The organism is Halarcobacter anaerophilus, assembly GCF_006459125.1.
Lineage (GTDB): Bacteria > Campylobacterota > Campylobacteria > Campylobacterales > Arcobacteraceae > Halarcobacter > Halarcobacter anaerophilus.
Map to the genome: position 1 here is coordinate 2,106,242 of NZ_CP041070.1, position 19,801 is coordinate 2,126,042.

Consider the following 19,801-nt stretch of genomic DNA (forward strand, 5'->3'; position numbering starts at 1 on the left):
TCTATTTAGGCAAGATTATTTCAAATCTTGCTCCAGCTTTCCCCTCTTTTACTTTTAATTCCCCTTTCATATTTTTTTCAACAATAATTTTTGACATATAAAGCCCTATTCCTGTACCGTCACTGCCATTTTTTGTCGTAAAATAGGGTTCGAAAATTTTGCTTTTGGGCTCTACTTTTATACCTCCGCCGTTATCTTCTACGATTATAATTATATTTTCGTCTACCTCTTTACTATCTATTTTTATCCAGGGTTTTTTTATTTTGTTTTTTATTAGAATATCTTTTGCATTTGTAATAATATTTAAAATAACCTGTTCAAACTCATTTAAATAGGTATTCAACTTTAGATTATTATCTATACAAATTGTAATACTAATTCTATTGTTTGATAAAGAACTTGAAACTATAGTCATAATAGAATCCATTGCTGTTTTTAAACTAAATTGCTCTTTTGCTTTTTTAGGCATAAAAAAGTTTCTAAAATCATCTATAGTATGAGACATATATTCTAAAACCCTGTCTGCCTCTTTTGATTTTTTTTTCATTAACTCTTCATCAAGCTGCCCCATATTGTATTTGAATTTTATAAACATAAGTATTGTAGAAAGCTCCGACAAAGGTTGTCTCCATTGATGGGCAATATTTGAGATCATCTCTCCTAAAGCAATAAATCTTGATTTTTGTACCAGCAACTGTTCATGTTCTCTGTTTTTTTCTATCTCCTGCTCTACTCTTTTTTCCAAAGTCTCATTTAACTCTTTTAATTCCTGAGATTTTGAGTGAACACTCTCTTGATAACTTTTTAAAACCTCATCGATTTTTTGTGAGATTAAAATAGAGATTACTATTGCCATAGAAAGGAAAAGTAAAAAAAGAAGAATATTTTGGAAAACTTGGTTTTGAACTCTTTTTTTCAGATGCTCTTTGTTTATCGCAATCTCTTTTTCTATATCATCAACATAAACTCCCACGGCAATAACCCAATTCCATCTTTTAAAATATCTAAAATAAGAAAGCTTCATTTTAGCTTCATTGGTATAAACTTTATTATAAGTATATTTAGTAAAAGATTCACCCTTTTGTCTTATATCTTTTAAAAAAGCTTCTCTAAATTTTTTGCCGTTGCTGTCTTTATAGTTTGTTGAGATAGGTTTTCCCAAAAGATCGGGTCTGTTTGGATTTACCAAAAGTTTTGCAAAATTATCTCCTCCTTGCATATTCATAATTTGATATACGAAAATATAGTTGCTTTTATCTCTGTTAAATTTTATATTATTTAGAAGTCTTACGGTATCTGCTTTTAACTCCCTTTCATCTTCGTCACTTTTAGTTGCATTATAATTTATAATATCAATAATAGTGTTAATCTCTTTTTTCAAAGCACTTTTTTGATCATCATATTGATCTTGGACAAATTTTTCCATCTGAATTTCAAAATCTTCATAAGTATTTTTTACATAAAAATAAGAGATTAGAAAAATCATTGTAGTCATAATGATTATAAAAATGTAGATTATCATTTTTGAGATATTTTTTTCGCTAATAAACTTCACTTCAACTTCCGTAAAATGGATTTTTGTTATCATACCATATCTTTAATAATAAGGCTTTATATGGATAAATCACTAATTTCTAAACTTAGTAACTTTTCCCTTTTATATGTGGAAGATGAAGAGGGAATAAGAAATAACATATATGAAATTCTTAGACATCTATTTAAAAAGACTTTTGTCGCAAAAAATGCAAAGGAAGCATATAATATGTATCAGTCAAATCGTCCCGATTTGATAATTACCGATATTAAAATGCCGAATGAAACAGGAATCGATTTAATAAAAAAAATCAGAAAAAGAGACAGCAAAGTAAGAGTTATAATAACTTCTGCGTACACTGATTTAGATTATATGTTAGATGCAACGGAACTGCATTTAGTAAAATATATTATAAAACCTATTACCGAAAATAAATTAAAAGAGGCCTTTGAAGCTTTTATAAAAAGTTATGATGACTCAAAAGTTTTCAATTTAAAAGAGGGATGGCTGTTTGATGCTAGTAAATCTATAATTCAGAATGAAGAGATTGAGTATAAATTAACAAAAAAAGAGAATCTGTTTTTAAAACTTCTTCTTAAGAAAAACAGAATAATCACTTACCAAGAGATGGAAAACGTAATTTGGAACGAAGATAATATTATGACACCAAATGCAATGAGACTCTTTATAAAAAACTTTAGAAAAAAACTTCCTTCTAATGTACTAAGAAATGTTCAAGGAACAGGATATAGATTAGTTTTATAAATCCTGTTCGATTAACTTATTTTTATCTTCCACTTTTTTTAACTTTTCCAATTCTATAAAATATCCATGACCTAAATATATTATAAAAAATACGGCAGAAAAAAGCATTAAAGAAGGAATCATTGATAAAAAGTAGAGTAACAAAGTTCTAAATCTAAAAGTATTTGCCTTTTTTGAGTGTATATATCTATACTCTTGTTCCGTTAAAAGTGTTGAAGCAACATCATAATTTAACATTTTATGAAAAAAGTAGTAAAAAGGCAGATTTATTGCCAAAAGATTTATAAAAGGTATAAAATACAGAGGAATAAAAAGAATAAAAAGTAAAACCATTACTATAAAACTCTTTATTGCAATAAGAACAGGACTTAAAAAAGAGCCGAATCCATTTGTTTGAATATGAGAATAGTGTCTTTTATGCAGTACATTTAAAATTGTAGGAGTTAAAAAACCTATAATAATCACAGTCAAAAAGACAGAAAACATCATAATAAAAATTGTTCCCACAGTATATATTAAAAAGCCTACTAACCATGAGGTAATAGAGTATTTAAATAAAAATGCCATTAAAGAGGTAATCCAGATAAAGTAAAAAGGTGCTTCTTCATCTATCATAACATTTTGCCCGTTTTGAGTCTGTTCGATATATATTTGCAAGGAATCAAACCCGTAACCTGCTGCCGTATAAAACATTACTAACATAATAATCAAAGTAAAAACAAGAGGTAAAAGTGCAATCTTAAGCATAGGTTTCGTAAAAAAATCTTTTATACTTAAAATAATTACTTCTCCTTCTAACATTTCAGAATTCTTCTTAGTCAAATCTTCTCCTATAACTGCATTTTTGGCAAAGTTCTTCTACTACTTCACCTTTTTTAAACCCTTTTTGTATATCTAAAACTCTTTTTGAATTTAGAATATCAAGCAGACTCTCTTTTTGTAAATTTCCTAAATCTATAATACCATCTTTATCCAAACAACAAGGTATCACTTTTCCGCTACTTAAAATCCCAAAATGAGAGTCCAAACCGTAACAAAAACCCTTTTTTGATACAAACTCGTTTTTTAAACTAGGCCATTGAAAATAATCGTCAAAATTTAGAAATACCATTCTTGCAACTCTTATATTTTTCGGTCTGTTTTGATAAACTTCATCAATATCAATACTGCTTTGAAATCTTTTGTTTATTCTTAAAAAAACCTCTTTATTAAACTCTTTTGCACTTTTAGAATCATCTAAATTCCAGATTCTAAGATTTATAAAAAAGTGTTGCTTCTTTTTTACTGCATACTCTATAAAATCCAAAATTGGATTTAAATATTCATCCAAACTTTTTTTATGGGAGTTTGCATTATATGAGTTTATTGAAAAATTTATCTGCTTTATTGCCCTATTCATCAAAATATCAAAATGTTTATTTTCCAAATTATTTGCAGTTGTCGTAATATTTACTTTTAAACCGTTGTTTAAACTTATATTCAAATATTTATCCAAGTTGCTTAAGACCAAAGGGTCTCCTACAATATGATAAGCCAATTCATTGGTTACCTCTTTTAACTCTTTGTTTATTTTTTCAAAAAAATCTAAACTCATAGTATTGTTTGGAAGTAGTTTAGGAGGACAAAAACTACATTTCAGATTACAGATATTTGTTATTTCAATATGAACTTTTCTAAACTTTTTTATATTTTTTCCTATCTTAATAAATAAGGCAAATCTCTTTTTAAAGACTCTAATAAATCTTCATTTATAAAAAACTTGGCATACTCTTGATTTTGATTTTTATAAGCATAAGCACATACATATCTGTTTCTTCTAAGCAGTTCTAAACTCTGCTCTAAAATAACTTTGGTCTCTTCATCGCTATTTTGGTAATACTCGTAAATTGCTTTTAAAGGTTCTTCATAATTTGTATCTTTAAAAAATACTACATTATCTTCTAAAAGCTCTATTACATTCTCTTTATTTGATTTTATATTAAAAAAAGCCTCTTTAATATCATTCATTCTAAGATCAAATTTATATCCTAAAAGCAATAACTCTTTAAAATTTTCAATACTGTTTTTTTGAAAATAGTATTGCAGAAGAAGCGTTAAATAATGCTCTTTTACATCATCTTCATACTCTTCTATATATTCTAAAATATAATCTAAATTTTCAATTTTTCCATCTTCTAAAAGAGCTTTATGTATTATTCCTACTTGGGCTAATACTTCATGCAATCTATTATCATCCATTTTTTGTTCCTCTAATAATCGACAAAGGTAATCTTATTTTAAAACATGCCCCTTTGTAAGTTCTATTTTCATACTCTATAATATCATTGTAAGCTTCAAGTTTTCCATGAATATGTTTTATAATATTTTTTGACATATAAAGCCCTATTCCCGTTCCGTGATATTTATGTTTTGTAGTAAAATAGGGTTCAAAAATTCTATCAAGTATTTTTTCATCTATCCCCCCTGCACTATCTTTAATTTCCAAAATTATTGAGTTTTCGTTTCTATAAGATTTTAAAGATACGATTTTTTTATTTCTTTTTCTAACCAATTCATCAACTGCATTACTTATAATATTTAATATAACTTGCAAAAGTTCATTTTCATAGGTAAAAAGTTCAAGCTCTTCTAAATCTTTTATAAAAATTATAGAAACACTATTAAATCTTGATCTTATAAGTTTGATGGCATTTTCAACCAAATTTTCCACTTTAAAGATATTTTTCTCTTTATCAGGTTTAAAAAAGTTCCTAAAATCATCAATAGTTTTAGACAAATACTGTACTTGTTCGTGAATTGTATTAAGTCCTGAAGTTAAAAGCTCTTTATCTAAAATTCCCTCTTCATTTTGCAATATCATTCCGCTTGCCAATACGGAAACTCCTGATAAAGGTTGTCTCCATTGATGGGCAATATTTTCTATCATTTCACCCATTGCTGCCATTTTTGACTGTTTTTTCATTATAATTTCATACTCAATAAGTTCTTTTTTTACTTTGCTTATTTCATGTTGTAAAGTTCTGTTATACTCTTTTAGTTTCTGATTCAATTCCTCTTTTTTATTCTCAATTTCAATTCTGTCACTTATATTCCTTGAAATTGCCGTAACAAAACTTTTTCCCAAATAGTTTTTTAACTGTAAAGAGGTCTCCACGGGAATTGTAGAACCGTCTTTTGCTTCATAAATACCGAAAGTTATTAAATTCTTTTTAGTTTTGATTTTAGTAAAAATATCTCGGACATCGTTGTTTTTCACATCTTCAAAAGGTTTTCTTATTTGAGAAATTTTCATCTCTTTTAACTCATCAAGAGAATATCCCAAACTTTTACACACTATTTTATTGGCAAACTCTATTTTTTCATTCTCTAAATCAACTAAAAATATCATATCCCTTGAAGAGTTTATCAATTCAAAATAGAGATTTATCTTTTCCGTTCTTTTTAATCTATGAGTAATATCTTTAGAAAAAGAGATAACAAATTCTTGATTATCGATTATTTTAAATTTGGATACAACCTCTACAGGAAAAACTTCTCCACTCTTTTTTTTATGTGTCGTCTCTACAATATTCGAATGAGCTCCCACTTCACCGTTTTTAAATCTTTCAAAAACTTCCAAGTATTTTTCTTTGCTATCTATAACAGCATCTATATCCCAGATTTTAAGCTCCTGAAGTTCTTCTAAAGAGTATTCAAGTTTAACCAAAGCATTTTCATTTGCAAAAACAAATTTTCCGTCTTTGTTAAGCCAAATTATTCCTTGATTGGATAATTCAAAAGAGGATTCTAAAATTTCATTAAGATTTTTTTCTAAAAAATTGGTCATAGTTAAGAATTTCTTTGTTTATAATTTGCATATGATTTTATTTAACTTAAAATTAAAAATAGTTAAAAACTGATAATATAAGAAAAATAGAAAACAAGGCTTTTATATGATAAAAACTCCTTTTTTGGCAACTGACGGAATTATAGAATTATATGATGAAAACAATAATTTTAAAGGTATAGTTTTAATACAAAGATTAAATAAACCTCACGGTTTGGCACTTCCAGGAGGTTTTGTAGATATAGGAGAAAAAGTTGAAGATGCCCTAAAAAGAGAGATGAAAGAGGAGACCTCTTTGGATGTAGAGATAAAAAGACTTCAAAACATATATTCAGATCCAAAAAGAGATCCCAGATTTCATACAGCCTCGGCAGTTTATATTTGTAAATCAAAAGGAGAACCAAAAGCGAATGATGATGCAAAAGAGGTATATATCTACGATTTAGATAAAATTCCTTTGGATAAGTTGGTATTTGACCATAAAAAAATTATAGAAGATTATCTTCTTTCAAAAGAGCAAATTTTGTGATTTGTTCTACTCTTACTAAAAAATAAAAAGAAGTACAAATGTATTCCCATTCTACTCACTTTAAAATAAAAAATTTTTTTTCTTATCTTTTTTTCTCAACTTAAAATCCCCAAAAAATGGAACTGTCTAATTAGTTTATTAATATTGACTATTAATTATACAAGAAAGGTGGCAAAAATTAAGTTTCAAATAAGTTTTTATATGAAATAATTTCCTTAAGTTTAATTTAGTAGTACAAAAAGTAGTACAAAAAAAACTTTATAAGGATTTAAAAAATTGGCTAAGCTTAAAAATAGACGATCTGTGATACAAAAGGTTATTAGTAAACATTCAAAAAGTAAGAAAAAAGAGATTTCTCAACTTACAATAAAAATCGACAGTAGATTGGATGATGCTTTAGCAATTTTAAGTAAAGATTTAAGTATCTCAAAAAACAGACTTATAGAAGACATCCTCTTTGAAAGCGGTATTTTAGAAGAGGTAGATGAAAACTATGTGGAGATTGAATAATGAGTAACTTTCCAAAAAAAGATGAAATTGTTAACGCAGTTTTAAAAGGCATTGAAAATGCAAAAAAAAATTATACCTTTTGGACTTGTGATGATTTATATCTTTCATACGCTCCACCTAAATTTCTCTCAATACATGTAGCCCAGGAAATAGGCGAACTAAAAGATGCTCCCGAACTTTTCATAGATGCAACGATTTCAGATATTCTTAGATGTTCTTTACCCAACAGATCAGATTTTAGAGAGTTTATGAGAAAAAAATATATTATGGATAGAAGCTTATGTATAACTTTAGATGAAAGAAAAGAGCATAAAAGTGATAACGACTCTATTTCAAAAGTAGTTATGTCTTTGAAAAACGGTGTAAGAAACGTCCAACAAGAGTATTTAGACGATGTAGAACTTATATGTAAATTAATAGAAAGAGACAATTCAAACGATACAACCTTAGATTACGGAATATTCGCTTTTTATTTAGATATTTCAAGCAGTGCAAGAAAAAAAGCACAAATCAGACTAGAAGCAATTATAGAATCTTTTGATAAAGTAGTATCGAAATTCAAAAATCTTAAATCAAATTTTAAAGGAGGAGAAATACACAAAATCGACAAAGTTGGAGAGTGGTGTATAGGATGTTATATCATTGAACCATCATTATAATTTAATAGAACAAAATAGTAGGACAACCAAAAAAGTAGTAAAAAATTTAAGGAGTTAAATATGAAAAAGATTGTTAAAGCATTAGCTTTAAGTGGAATTGTAGCTTGCTCATTATTTGCAAGTGATGTAGTAAAAGTCGGAGTACAAGCACCAATTACGGGAAAATATGCAAATGAAGGTCAAAGTATCGATAACTTTGTTAAACTATTAGTTGACGAGAAAAACAAAGAGGGTGGACTTTTAGGTAAAAAAATCGAAGTTGTTACTTGTGATGATGAAGCAAAAGCTCAAAAAGCCGCTGTTTGTGCTAAAAAACTTGTAAATGCAGGTGTTTTTGCCGTAATCGGTTCATATACATCAGGAGCAACAGAAGCTGCACAAACAACATATTACAGAAATAAAGTATTACAAACAAGCGACGGAACAAGTGATTCTTTAATTAAGAAAAAATATTGGACTTTTTTTAGAAACTCATTCCCAAATGAGGCACAGAGTGATTTTACTGCTGACTATTTTGTAAATGTAAAAAAATATCAAAAAATAGTAGTTTTATCTGATTACTCTTCTTACTCAAACGGCTTGGGAGACGCAACAGAAAACTCAATTAAAAAAATCGGCGGAAATGTAATTTTCAGAGGAAAAATCAAATCCGGGACTCAAAACTTTACGGCAGTTCTTACTAAAATAAAAGCTATGAATCCCGACGTTATTTACTACTCTGGATATTATACGGACGGTGGACTACTTAGAGCACAACAACTTCAACTAGGAATAAATGCAGATTTTGTAGGCGGTGATTCAAATGATAATCCCGATTTTTATAAACTTGCAGGTAAAGCATCGGCAGGAACTATAATTATAAACTTCCCTACTCCTGAAATATTACCTTATAAAGAGGCAAAAAAATATCTATCTGCATATAAAAGAGAGTTTGGGGCAAACCCTCCTTCAATTTGGCCTGTAACAAATGCCGACGGATTAAGAGCTATTTTTGAAGCTGCTGAGAAAACAAACTCACTTGATACAAAAACAATCTCTGATTATATTAGAAATACTATGAAAGACTTCCCTGGAATTACAGGTCCCTTTAATATTAGAGAAGACGGAGAAAGAGTCGGAGCTAAATTCGTAGTATATAAATTGAACGATAACGGAACAAAAGACGTTGTTGAGCAATAATAAAATAAAGAGGTAATATGGATATTTTTCTTCAACAGTTAATTAACGGTTTAACTATAGGAAGTCTATATGCATTGGTTGCTTTAGGTTATACAATGGTCTATGGGGTAATGAAGTTAATCAACTTCGCCCATGGAGACCTTGTCGCCTTCTCAGCATATGTAGGGCTTACTATTTTCTCACAACTATTTGGAAGCAGTGCAAGTTCTTTTGTGAATGTAATTATTATTTTCGTATTGACTTCTATTATTGTGGCTTTTGTGGGTGTTCTTCTTGAGCGTCTGGCATATAGGCCTTTAAGAACGGCACCGAGACTTAGTGCTGTAGTTTCGGCATTAGGAGCATCTTTAGTTATTCAAAACGGAATTATGCTTATTTGGGGTCCGAATATGCAAATTTTCCCGGCAGATTTACTTCCAAATACAACTTGGAACTTTGGCGGAGTAATTATTACTTTCACGCAATTATGTATTTTAATTTTATCTGCCGTTTTAATGGCTGCTTTGTTTATTTTTATTAATAAAACAAAAATGGGAACGGCAATCAGAGCAACGGCAATAGACCAAGATGCGGCAAAACTAATGGGTATAAACGTAAATAAAGTAATTACCCTGATTTTCATAATAGGTTCAATGCTTGGAGCAATAGGCGGTTTGTTTATCGGTTTATATTATAGAGCTTTAACTTTTGATATGGGATGGCTTTATGGATTAAATGCCTTTATTGCAGCAATTATAGGAGGTATAGGTTCAATCCCGGGAGCTATGATAGGCGGTCTTTTATTAGGATTGTTTAATGCTTTAATTGCAGGATATATTTCGACGGAATGGGCGGAAACCTTTACTTTTATTTTACTGATTATAATTTTAATTGTAAGACCTACAGGTATCTTAGGTGAAAAAACGGCGGAGAAAGTATAATGAATAAAACAACAATATTAGCAACTATTTTTATAGTAGTAATGGCAGTTTTTCCGTTTTTAGTCGATTCTACCTGGCTTACTATCGGTATTACTTTTTTAGTATTTGCAACGGTTGCTTTTTCTCAAGATATAATTTTAGGAAGAGCAGGAGTATTTAATATGGGACATGCCATTTTCTTTGGTATAGGAGCATATACAACTGCTATTTTAAATGTGCATTTTGGATTTGAGATAATAGAAACAATCCCTTTTGCAATCATTTTCCCTATAATCATTGCCATTTTACTTGCAGGTCCTATTATACACCTAAGAGGAGATTATCTTTTAGTTGCAACTATCGGATTTAATATTATATTTGAACAAGTCCTAAAAAATGACGTATTTGGATTAACAGGCGGTCCAAACGGAATTTTCGGAATTGATGTGGTAAGAATTTTCGGATATGAACTATTCTCGGATACGGCAATTTATTATATGGCTTTTATTCTAATGATTTTAACTCTTATAATTATCAGAAATCTTGACAATTCAAGATACGGAAGAGCTTTATACTATATAAACAAAGATGAAATTGCGGCAAAATCTATGGGAATAAATATTCCTTATTATAAACTTTTTGCATTTGCATTAGGTGCTGCTATTGCAGGAGCCGCAGGAAGTATTTTTGCCGTTCAGTATTCAGCCGTAAGTCCCGAATCATTTAACTTTATGCAGTCTGTTATGTTCTTTGCAATCGTACTTGTAGGAGGTTCAGCCTCACTTCCGGGAGTTATTATAGGTACTTTCGTAATGTTCGTACTGCCTGAACTTTTTACTGAATTTAAAGAATCAAGATATCTGATTTTCGGTGCTGCTATGGTTTTAACTATGGTTTTAAGACCGAACGGTGTCTGGCCTGCAACTTTTGGAAATATACCGAAGTTTTTAAGACCTAACAAAGGAGCTAAATAATGGAATATGTATTAGAAATAGAAAACGTATCTAAATTTTTCCACGGTTTAGTTGCCATTGACGATCTAACAATAAAAGTAAAACCAGGGCAAATATATGGAATCATAGGTCCAAACGGTGCGGGAAAAACTACTCTTTTTAACTGTGTAACAGGTATTTATACTCCAGAAGAAGGAACTATAAAATACAAAGGTGAAAATATCACGGGAATGGAACCTCATAAAATTGCAGGTCGAGGTATTTTAAGAACTTTTCAAAACATAAGACTTTTTAAAGAGATGAGTGTTGCAGAAAATATTATGGCAGGATACCACACAAAATCAAAACAAAAATGGTACCACGCAATTATCCATACGCCTTTTTACAAAAAAGATGAAAAAAAAGCTTGGGAAAAAGTTGAAGAACTAATGAAATTTTTCGGTTTAAGCAAATATGCCATGACTCCTACAGGAGATCTCTCTTACGGGAATCAAAGAAAAGTCGAAATGGCAAGAGCCCTTGCAGCAGATCCCGAACTTTTAATTTTAGATGAACCGGCTGCAGGTCTTAATGAAAATGAGACAAAAGAGCTTACAGAGATTATTAGAAGTATAAGCAAAATGGATATCGGTATTATGATGATTGAACATGATATGGAAATGGTAATGAGTCTAACAGATTATATAACTGTAATTAACTTCGGAAAAGAGATCTCGCAAGGAGTTCCGAGTTTTGTTCAAGATGACCCAAGAGTTATTGAAGCCTATATAGGTTCAGACGATGATGAGGATGAGGAGTAGCAATGGTAAACAATGAAATTCTATTAGAAGTAAAAGATTTAGAAGTTAGTTACGGTGCCATTGCCGCAATAAAAGGTATCTCTTTACATGTAAACAGAGGTGAAGTAGTAACAATTCTAGGGGCAAACGGTGCGGGAAAAACCACAACTCTTAGAACAATATCAGGTCTTTTAAAAGCAAAAGCAGGTCATATTATTTTTGATAAAAACGATATTACCAAATCCGAAGCCCATGATATTGTTGCCCTTGGAATGTCTCACTCACCTGAAGGAAGACGGGTTTTCGGAACTTTAAGTGTAGAAGAGAACCTTATGATGGGAGCATATACTTTAAAAAATCACGATAAGGAGACACTAGAGTGGATATATGATATTTTACCTAGATTAAAAGAGAGAAAAAAACAGCTTGCAGGTACTCTTTCAGGAGGAGAACAACAAATGTTGGCAATCGGAAGAGCAATCATGTCAAAACCGAAATTATTGATTTTGGACGAGCCATCTTTAGGTTTGGCACCGATTTTAATTAAAGCAATTTTCAAAGCAGTAAAACAGATTGCACAAAGCGGTGTTACGGTGTTATTAGTTGAACAAAATGCAAAAGCGGCTTTAAAATTAGCTGATAGAGCATATGTTTTAGAAGTAGGGAAAATTACCCATGAAGGTACAGCGCAAGAGTTATTAAATTCTAAAACAATACAAGAAGCCTATTTGGGTAAAAAACATTAATTAAAAAGAAGAAAAATATCAAGTAGCAAGAGGGGCGTACTTGGCGGTTGTCCCCTCTAAAGCACATTTAAAAGCGTGCGCTTTAAGCTACTTAAACTTTTATTAAACTTTGATAAATTTTAAGGATCGCAAATGAAAAATGAACAAGAAATGATTCAATCGGCTATAAAATTAGCAGAAAAATGGCAAAACAGAGCAACACAGCTTGTAAGTGACTTTGACAAAGAGTTTTACGTAAAAATGAACAAAATGTTGGAACATCCCGAAGATAAAGCTTTATTAATTGAGCTTATGGATCAATGTTTCAGATGTAAATCAAACAAAAGAGTAGCTGACCAAATCTGCTTTTTATTAGAAAAGCACGGTATGGCACATTTTTTTACTACAAAAGATAAAACTCTATTATGGTTGTTTCAAAACTTAGGAAAATATCTTCCTGATATCTCTGTTCCGCTGTTTGTAAAACAAATTAGAGAAGATACTAAAACAGTTGTATTAAAAGGAGAAAAAGAGCCTTTTAATAAACATTTAGAGATGAGAAAAAAAGAGGGAACCAGAGTAAATATCAACCTAATAGGAGAGGTTGTATTAGGTGAAGAAGAGGCACAAGAGAGAATTGAAAAATATTTAGAAGCTTTAAAAAATCCTAATATAGACTATATCTCAATTAAAATTTCTACAATCTATTCTCAAATCAATGCTTTGGATATTGAGCATACAGTTGAAGTTTTAGTAGAAAAACTAAGCAAACTCTATGCACAAGCAAAAAAATATCCATATATAGCTCCTGACGGAACAAAATCAAATAAATTTATAAATCTTGATATGGAAGAGTATAGAGATTTAGCAATTACTGTTGAAGTATTCAAAAGAACTTTAGAAAAAGAGGAGTTTAAAGACTTCTATGCAGGAATAGTTCTTCAAGCATATCTTCCGGATTCTCATCTTTGGCAAAAACACCTTAGAGACTGGGCAAAACAAAGAGTTGAAAACGGCGGAAGCCCTATTAAATTCAGACTTGTAAAAGGTGCAAATATGGAGATGGAAGAGACAGAATCATCTCAAAGACATTGGGAAATGGTAACATATACAGACAAAAGTGATACGGACTCAAACTATAAAAGAATGGCAAGATATGCCCTACAACCCGAAAACGCCCAATATATGAATATAGGAACAGCTTCACACAATCTTTTTGAACAAGCTTTTGCAGTAACAATGGCTGAAAACTTTAAAACAGAGCAATACCATACCGTAGAGATGCTTGAAGGTATGAGTGAAGCTGCAAGATTAGCAGTAAAAGAGATTTCAAAAAATGTAATTTTATATGCACCTACTGCGGCAATGGAACAGTTTACAAATGCTATTGCCTATCTTGTTAGAAGACTTGATGAAAATACGGGAGATGATAACTTTATTAGATATTCATTCGGACTTAAAGTAGGAAGCGCAGATTGGAATATGCAAAAAGAGCTTTTCCTAAAATCATTTGAAAATGAAAAAACTTCATTTGTAGGTTCAAAAAGAAAACAAAACAGACTTACTGAAAAATGGGAAGATTATAATAAAAGTTCATACGATACAAAAGAGTATGCTTCAGAAGCAGATACCGATTTTGTACTTCCTGCTAACCAAGAGTGGGCAAGAGATATCGTAAAAAAATGGAAATTTTCAAAAGATACCCAACATGAAGTTAAACCTATAATTGTTGCAGGAGAAGAGATTAGAGATAGAATTATTGTTGAAGCTATTGATAAATCTCAACTAGAAGAAAAAGTTTTAGCAGGTAAATTTGCAACTGCAACTGCAACTGACCTTAAAAAAGCAGTTGATACGGCAAAAGCAGATGTGGACGGATGGAGAAGTTTAAGCCATGAACAAAGACATGCAGCTTTAAAACAAGTTGCTATAAAGGTAAGAGAAAGAAGAGCTGAACTACTTGGAGTTGCAGCGGCAGAAGTGGGTAAAGTGTTCACTGAAACAGATGTTGAAGTTAGTGAAGCAATCGACTTTTTAGAATTTTATCCATACTCAACCCACTATTTTGAAAAATACGAAAACTTGGAATTTGCAGGAAAAGGTGTAGGTGTTGTTATTCCTCCTTGGAACTTCCCTGTTGCCATTCCTTTAGGCGGTATTGCGGCAACTTTAGCTTCTGGAAATACGGCAATAATCAAACCTGCATCGGCAGCTGCACTTACGGCTTATGAAATGTGCAAATGCTTCTGGGATGCCGGTATTTCTAAAAATATATTGCAATTCGTACCTTGTCCGGGAAGTTTGGCAGGAGAACATTTGATCGGAAACAAAGATGTTGATTTTGTTATTCTAACAGGTGGAGAAGATACTGCTGCAACTATGTTAAAAACAAGAGCAGATTTATACCTAACAGCTGAAACAGGCGGTAAAGATGCAACAATCGTTACTAGTATGGCAGATAGAGAACAAGCTATTAAAAATGTTTGCCACAGTGCTTTTTCAAACTCAGGTCAAAAATGTTCGGCAACTTCACTTTTAGTTTTGGAAGAAGAAGTTTACAATGACGAAGCCTTTAAAAAAGCCTTAGCTGATGCGGCAAGATCTATGAGTGTAGGTTCTGTTTGGAACTTAAACAACAGAATAGGAACATTGGCAAATCCTGTATCAGGAAAACTGAAAAAAGCAATTGATACATTAGAAGACGGTGAAGAGTGGCTTGTATCTCCTGAATTTGCACATAATAATGAGTATATGTTAAAACCTGCTATAAAATGGGGTGTAAAAGAGGGAAGCTTTATGCATATGAATGAGCTTTTCGGACCCGTACTAGCTGTAATAAAAGCAAAAAATTTAAAACATGCGGTTGATATTGTAAATGCTACAGGATATGGACTTACTTCTGGTATTGAATCTTTAGATGAAAGAGAAGTTGAATACTGGAAAAATAATACAAAAGCAGGTAACCTTTATATTAACAGAGGAACCACGGGTGCTATTGTTACAAGACAACCTTTCGGCGGTATGGGAAAATCTGCAATCGGTGCAGGAAGAAAAGTCGGTATTTTTAATTATGTAACTCAATTTATGGATTTTAAAGAGATCTCTAAACCAAAAATTTCGACTAGATATAATAATGATTTAACAAGATTTATCGAAAAAGCAAAACAATCAAATAAAAACAAAGAAGATTTTGAAAAATTAGAGATTGCACTTCAATCATATCTTGATAATTTTACACATGAATTCTCTTTAGAAAAAGATTACTGCAAAGTAAGAGGTGAAGACAATTTATTTAAATATCTTCCTATTAAAAACGTTCTTATCAGAGTATCTAAAGATGATTCTATTTTTGAAGCAGTTTCAAGAATACTTGCAGCAAGAGTTGCAAAAACGCACTTTAGAGTATCTATTGATAACAATGAAGAGGTATTTAACTTCCTTGAAGAATCAAAGGCCCAATTATTTACTGCAAGAGATACTATGGCAAAAGAAGATGATTCCCAATTCTTACAGGCACTTGCTAATTATGAAAGAGTTATCTACTCGGATATTGCAAAAGTTCCGTCAAGCGTATTTGAAAAAGCGGCACAGTCTCTTACTTTTATTGTAAGAGCTAAACCTATGATGGAAGGAAGACTTGAACTTCTTAACTACTTTATAGAACAATCAATCTCTCACTCTTTCCACAGATATGGAAATATCGGTGCAAGAGGAATTAAATAAGAAGGTCTCCTTCTTATTTAAACCTTTGATTATCTACTAACAATCATAACAAACTAGGAAAAAAAATGGAAATATGGATTATAATATTCATATGTTTCTTCATCTTTATATTTGCTTGGTATATACATGATAAATATGTACAAAGAAAACATCAAATTTTAGTAAACTACCCTATTATAGGAAGATTACGATTTGTTTTTCAAGAGTTTAGAGAGCCCTTTAGACAATATTTCGGTGATGAAAAGTTTTATGAATCAATGGATAAATTAGAGTGGGTTTACAGTGCCGCAAGAGATAAAGTTAATTTCTCATCTTTTTCCCCCTCTCAACCTCTGCCAAAACCTAAATTTATGTTAAGACATACGAATATTGTTTTAAACGATAATGAAGTAGAAAATGATTTTAGAGTAACTTTCGGAGAAAAAAGGGAAAAACCTTTTATCACTTCATCTATAATTGCAAGAGCCCCTATGAGTGACGGTTCTATTTCTCCTGAGGGAACAAGAGCTTTTGTTCAGGGTTCAAAACTGGGCAGTTTTCCTATTAACACGGGAGAAGGCGGTCTAACCTCAAACTTTTTTGTAACACACAATAACTATAACGCCAAATATATTACAGAAATAAAAGGGAATAAAAAACAATCTAAAATATTTAAAATTTCAAAAATACTTTTTAATTTACCTGTTGCAGTAGATATCTACAGAAAAATCATTTTTAAAAATGATCCTCTAGCTGATACTTATGTTTTCAACAAAGAAAAAGAGTGCTTTTTCAGACCTAATTGGGATGCGCCCGTGGACTCTTTTCCAAAAGAAGTTCCCGAAGATATGCCTGATATTATTTTACAAAGAAGTTCAGGACTTTACGGAGTTAGAACAATAAACGGAGAATTTGACAAACAAAGATATAAAAAGCAGATGAGTTTTTGTCGTATGACAGAGATAAAAATAGCCCAAGGAGCAAAACAAACGGGAGGAAAACTGATTGCAAATAAAGTAACCCCTGCTATTGCTTATTATAGAAATATTCCTGCTTATAAAGATGCTTTCTCTCCAAACAGATTTCCTTATGCAAACAGTGTTGAAGAGCTTTTTGATTTTATAGGAGAACTTCAAAAAATATCACAAAAACCAGTAGGAATAAAAATAGTAATTTCAGATTATGAAAATATTGTTCCCCTTGCAAAAGAGATAAAAAGAAGAGTCGAATTAAATCTTCCTTATCCTGATTATATCTCAATTGACGGAGGAAGAGGAGGAAGTGCAACGGCTCCACTTGATATGATGGAAAGAATCGGTATGGATATAAGAGATGCCCTTTATCTTGTTGACAAAGTCTTAAAAGATTACGAGATAAGAGATAAAATAAAGATCTCGGCAAGCGGAAAGATCTTGACTCCTGATGATGTTATTATAATACTTTGTTTAGGTGCCGATTTCGTTCAAATAGCAAGAGGATTTATGATGAGTGCCGGCTGCATAAGAGCAAGATATTGTTCAGGTGCTACAAAACATCAATGTCCAGTAGGTCTTGCCACGCAAAATAAAAAAAAGAGAAAACACTATTTTGTAAACAAACACTCAGAATATATAAAAAATTATCATAATCAGATATTAAAAAATATGAAAAGTTTACTTGCAGTAATGGGAGTAAAAAATATAAAAGAATTAGATAAAAACAAACTTATCTTTTTGGATAAAGATTCAAAAATACATGATGATATGGATGCTTTGTTCGAAAGAAGAATATTTTTAAAAAAGGATAATAAAAAAAATGTTTAGATTAAACAATCTTAAAATTGTAAATAAAGTTAACATTTCACCCGTAGTTGTAATGTTATTTTTAATACTTATCTCACTATTTTCCATAAATACTTTAAAAAACGATAAAAAAACTTTTAAAGATATTGTAGAAGTAAAATTTGAGCTTTTAAATTTAGGAAACAAACTTTTAATAGATACAAGTTCATACAATACTTTAGTCTATAAAGTTTTTAATTATGTAACAAATGCTTATGAAGATTCTCAAATCAATGAACAAATAGAGCTTATAGGAAAGATAAAAAAAGTTGTCGCAAAAGATTTAAAAGAGTTAAAACTTTTAGCAAAAGAGAATACTCAGATAAATAAAAACGTTCTTAGTGTGGAAAAATATATTATAAGTTATAACCAAGCAGTAGACGATGCTATGAATGACGTAATGAATATAACTTTAGACAGACTTCTAGATGCAGATATATTTTTTGTAAAAATTGAAAAAGAGTTAAAAAAAATAAATACCTATGTAAATAAAACAAATATTATCGCATATAAACAATCTCTTGAAAATATAGACTGGGCAAGCAATATAATGTACTTTTTAGTTGCGGCAGTTCTTCTTTTATCTTTATTGATTACTTTTTTAGTGGCAAAATCTATAAAAGATCCTCTAAAAGAGTTTCAGCTTGGCTTATTGGACTTTTTCAAATATCTAAATCAAGATACAAAAGAGGCAAAACTTATAAAACTTGACGGAAATGATGAATTAGGACAAATGGCTAAAATAGTAAATAACAATATAAAAAAATCTAAAGTTCAAATTGACAAAGACAGAGAACTGGTAAACAATGCAATTAATTGTGCAAATGAAGCAAAAAAAGGTTTTTTAAATATAAAAATTGAAGGTGAAACAACAAATCCAGCTTTAAATAAATTAAAAGAGGTGATAAACGAAATGCTTGAAAAAATAGAGATTAATATTAAAAATGCAATGAATGTTCTCTCTTTTTACACCCAATATGATTACAGACCTAGAATTGATACGACACATATTCAAGGAGATTTAAAAGACTTAAGTTTAGATATAAACTCTTTAGCAGAAGCAATTAGCTCAATGTTAAAAGAGAATCAAAGCATAGGAACAGTTTTATCTTCAAGTGCAAACAGTCTTTCAAGCGATGTTGAAAATCTTACAAAAGCCGCAAACACGCAGGCAGCTTCCCTTGAAGAGACGGCAGCTGCAATTGAAGAGATTACTTCAAATATGCAAAATAGTTCGGAAAATATAAACAAAATGAATTCTTATGCAAACGAAGTATCAAACTCTGTAACAAAAGGGCAAAATTTGGCAGCGAAAACGACCTCTTCAATGGATGAGATTAATGAAGAAGTAACAGCTATTAATGAAGCAATTACGGTAATAGATCAAATAGCCTTCCAAACAAATATACTTTCACTAAACGCAGCAGTCGAAGCGGCAACAGCGGGAGAAGCTGGAAAAGGCTTTGCCGTAGTTGCACAAGAAGTTAGAAACTTAGCTGCAAGAAGTGCCCAGGCAGCTAAAGAGATTAAAGAGTTAGTAGGAAGAGCAACAATTAAAGCCGATGAAGGTAAAGAGATCTCTTCTGAAATGATAAACGGATATAAAGAGCTAAATGAAAATATTCATAATACTCTTCTTCTTATAGATGAAGTTTTTCAATCATCAAAAGAACAATTTACGACAATGCAGCAGATAAACAATACTGTAAATAACTTAGACAGCGTAACACAACAAAACAGTATTGTCGCCCAAAAAACAGAAGAAGTGGCTATTGAAGTAAACAAAATAGCACAAAAGGTTGTAGAACAAACAAATAATAAAAAGTTTGAAGAAGAAAAAAAAGAAGAAATTCCGGCTTAATCTAATAAAGAAGAGAGAAATAATTTTATCTCTTCTTCTTAAATTATTAATATAAATTAT

17 protein-coding genes are annotated in these 19,801 nt (G+C 30.7%); 12 read left to right on the forward strand and 5 right to left on the reverse strand.

Annotated features, from left to right (window positions below; translation table 11 throughout):
• Position 1: 1 nt before the first annotated feature.
• Positions 2–1,588 carry a cache domain-containing protein gene (locus tag AANAER_RS10445; RefSeq protein WP_129081164.1) on the reverse strand — a complete coding sequence of 529 codons (1,587 nt, stop codon included), beginning with the start codon at positions 1,586–1,588 and terminating at the stop codon, positions 2–4.
• Positions 1,589–1,615: 27 nt separating this feature from the next.
• Here AANAER_RS10445 and AANAER_RS10450 point away from each other — a divergent pair, with 27 nt between their 5' ends.
• Complete coding sequence (locus AANAER_RS10450) at positions 1,616–2,299, forward strand: response regulator (protein WP_044417979.1); 684 nt, start codon at positions 1,616–1,618, stop codon at positions 2,297–2,299.
• On the opposite strand, the gene AANAER_RS10455 is transcribed toward AANAER_RS10450, so the two are convergent.
• Genes AANAER_RS10455 through AANAER_RS10470 form a run of 4 tightly spaced genes read right to left on the reverse strand, consistent with a single transcriptional unit; the run spans position 2,294 to position 6,125 of the window.
• Positions 2,294–3,121, reverse strand: coding sequence for an EI24 domain-containing protein (locus tag AANAER_RS10455; RefSeq protein ID WP_228711119.1), 828 nt, complete (start codon positions 3,119–3,121; stop codon positions 2,294–2,296). The two genes, AANAER_RS10450 and AANAER_RS10455, sit on opposite strands and share 6 nt — an antisense overlap.
• Positions 3,114–4,037, reverse strand: a complete 924-nt coding sequence (locus tag AANAER_RS10460; RefSeq protein WP_325050988.1) for a radical SAM/SPASM domain-containing protein — start codon at positions 4,035–4,037, stop codon at positions 3,114–3,116. The genes AANAER_RS10455 and AANAER_RS10460 overlap by 8 nt, the downstream gene beginning before the upstream one ends.
• Positions 3,995–4,537, reverse strand: coding sequence for a hypothetical protein (locus AANAER_RS10465; RefSeq protein ID WP_044417976.1), 543 nt, complete (start codon positions 4,535–4,537; stop codon positions 3,995–3,997). The genes AANAER_RS10460 and AANAER_RS10465 overlap by 43 nt, the downstream gene beginning before the upstream one ends.
• Positions 4,530–6,125, reverse strand: coding sequence for a PAS domain-containing sensor histidine kinase (locus AANAER_RS10470; RefSeq protein ID WP_129081165.1), 1,596 nt, complete (start codon positions 6,123–6,125; stop codon positions 4,530–4,532). The genes AANAER_RS10465 and AANAER_RS10470 overlap by 8 nt, the downstream gene beginning before the upstream one ends.
• 106 nt (positions 6,126–6,231) lie before the next feature.
• Here AANAER_RS10470 and AANAER_RS10475 point away from each other — a divergent pair, with 106 nt between their 5' ends.
• From AANAER_RS10475 to AANAER_RS10525, 11 genes are all read left to right on the forward strand, one after another.
• Complete coding sequence (locus tag AANAER_RS10475) at positions 6,232–6,654, forward strand: NUDIX domain-containing protein (RefSeq protein ID WP_129081166.1); 423 nt, start codon at positions 6,232–6,234, stop codon at positions 6,652–6,654.
• Positions 6,655–6,930: 276 nt separating this feature from the next.
• On the forward strand, positions 6,931–7,164 hold the full coding sequence (locus AANAER_RS10480) for a hypothetical protein (RefSeq protein WP_129081167.1): 234 nt from the start codon (positions 6,931–6,933) through the stop codon (positions 7,162–7,164).
• The gene (locus AANAER_RS10485; RefSeq protein WP_129081168.1) at positions 7,164–7,823 is read left to right on the forward strand and encodes a hypothetical protein; all 660 of its coding nucleotides are present in this window, start codon (positions 7,164–7,166) and stop codon (positions 7,821–7,823) included. The genes AANAER_RS10480 and AANAER_RS10485 overlap by 1 nt, the downstream gene beginning before the upstream one ends.
• Positions 7,824–7,883: 60 nt before the next feature.
• Positions 7,884–9,002, forward strand: a complete 1,119-nt coding sequence (locus AANAER_RS10490; RefSeq protein ID WP_129081169.1) for a branched-chain amino acid ABC transporter substrate-binding protein — start codon at positions 7,884–7,886, stop codon at positions 9,000–9,002.
• 17 nt (positions 9,003–9,019) lie between these two features.
• Positions 9,020–9,922 carry a branched-chain amino acid ABC transporter permease gene (locus AANAER_RS10495; protein WP_044417970.1) on the forward strand — a complete coding sequence of 301 codons (903 nt, stop codon included), beginning with the start codon at positions 9,020–9,022 and terminating at the stop codon, positions 9,920–9,922.
• A complete protein-coding gene (locus tag AANAER_RS10500) occupies positions 9,922–10,875 on the forward strand; it encodes a branched-chain amino acid ABC transporter permease (RefSeq protein WP_129081170.1) in 954 nt (317 codons plus the stop codon). The genes AANAER_RS10495 and AANAER_RS10500 overlap by 1 nt, the downstream gene beginning before the upstream one ends.
• Positions 10,875–11,654, forward strand: coding sequence for an ABC transporter ATP-binding protein (locus AANAER_RS10505; RefSeq protein WP_044417965.1), 780 nt, complete (start codon positions 10,875–10,877; stop codon positions 11,652–11,654). Before AANAER_RS10500 ends, AANAER_RS10505 begins: the two co-directional genes overlap by 1 nt.
• A gap of 2 nt (positions 11,655–11,656) precedes the next feature.
• Positions 11,657–12,379 carry an ABC transporter ATP-binding protein gene (locus AANAER_RS10510; protein ID WP_044417963.1) on the forward strand — a complete coding sequence of 241 codons (723 nt, stop codon included), beginning with the start codon at positions 11,657–11,659 and terminating at the stop codon, positions 12,377–12,379.
• Positions 12,380–12,511: 132 nt separating this feature from the next.
• Complete coding sequence (locus tag AANAER_RS10515; protein WP_129081171.1) at positions 12,512–16,081, forward strand: proline dehydrogenase family protein; 3,570 nt, start codon at positions 12,512–12,514, stop codon at positions 16,079–16,081.
• Positions 16,082–16,146: 65 nt separating this feature from the next.
• Positions 16,147–17,862, forward strand: coding sequence for an FMN-binding glutamate synthase family protein (locus AANAER_RS10520; RefSeq protein ID WP_129081172.1), 1,716 nt, complete (start codon positions 16,147–16,149; stop codon positions 17,860–17,862).
• Positions 17,855–19,741 (forward strand): methyl-accepting chemotaxis protein, encoded by a 1,887-nt coding sequence (locus AANAER_RS10525; protein WP_129081173.1) that lies wholly within the window; start codon positions 17,855–17,857, stop codon positions 19,739–19,741. The genes AANAER_RS10520 and AANAER_RS10525 overlap by 8 nt, the downstream gene beginning before the upstream one ends.
• Positions 19,742–19,801 lie beyond the last annotated feature (60 nt).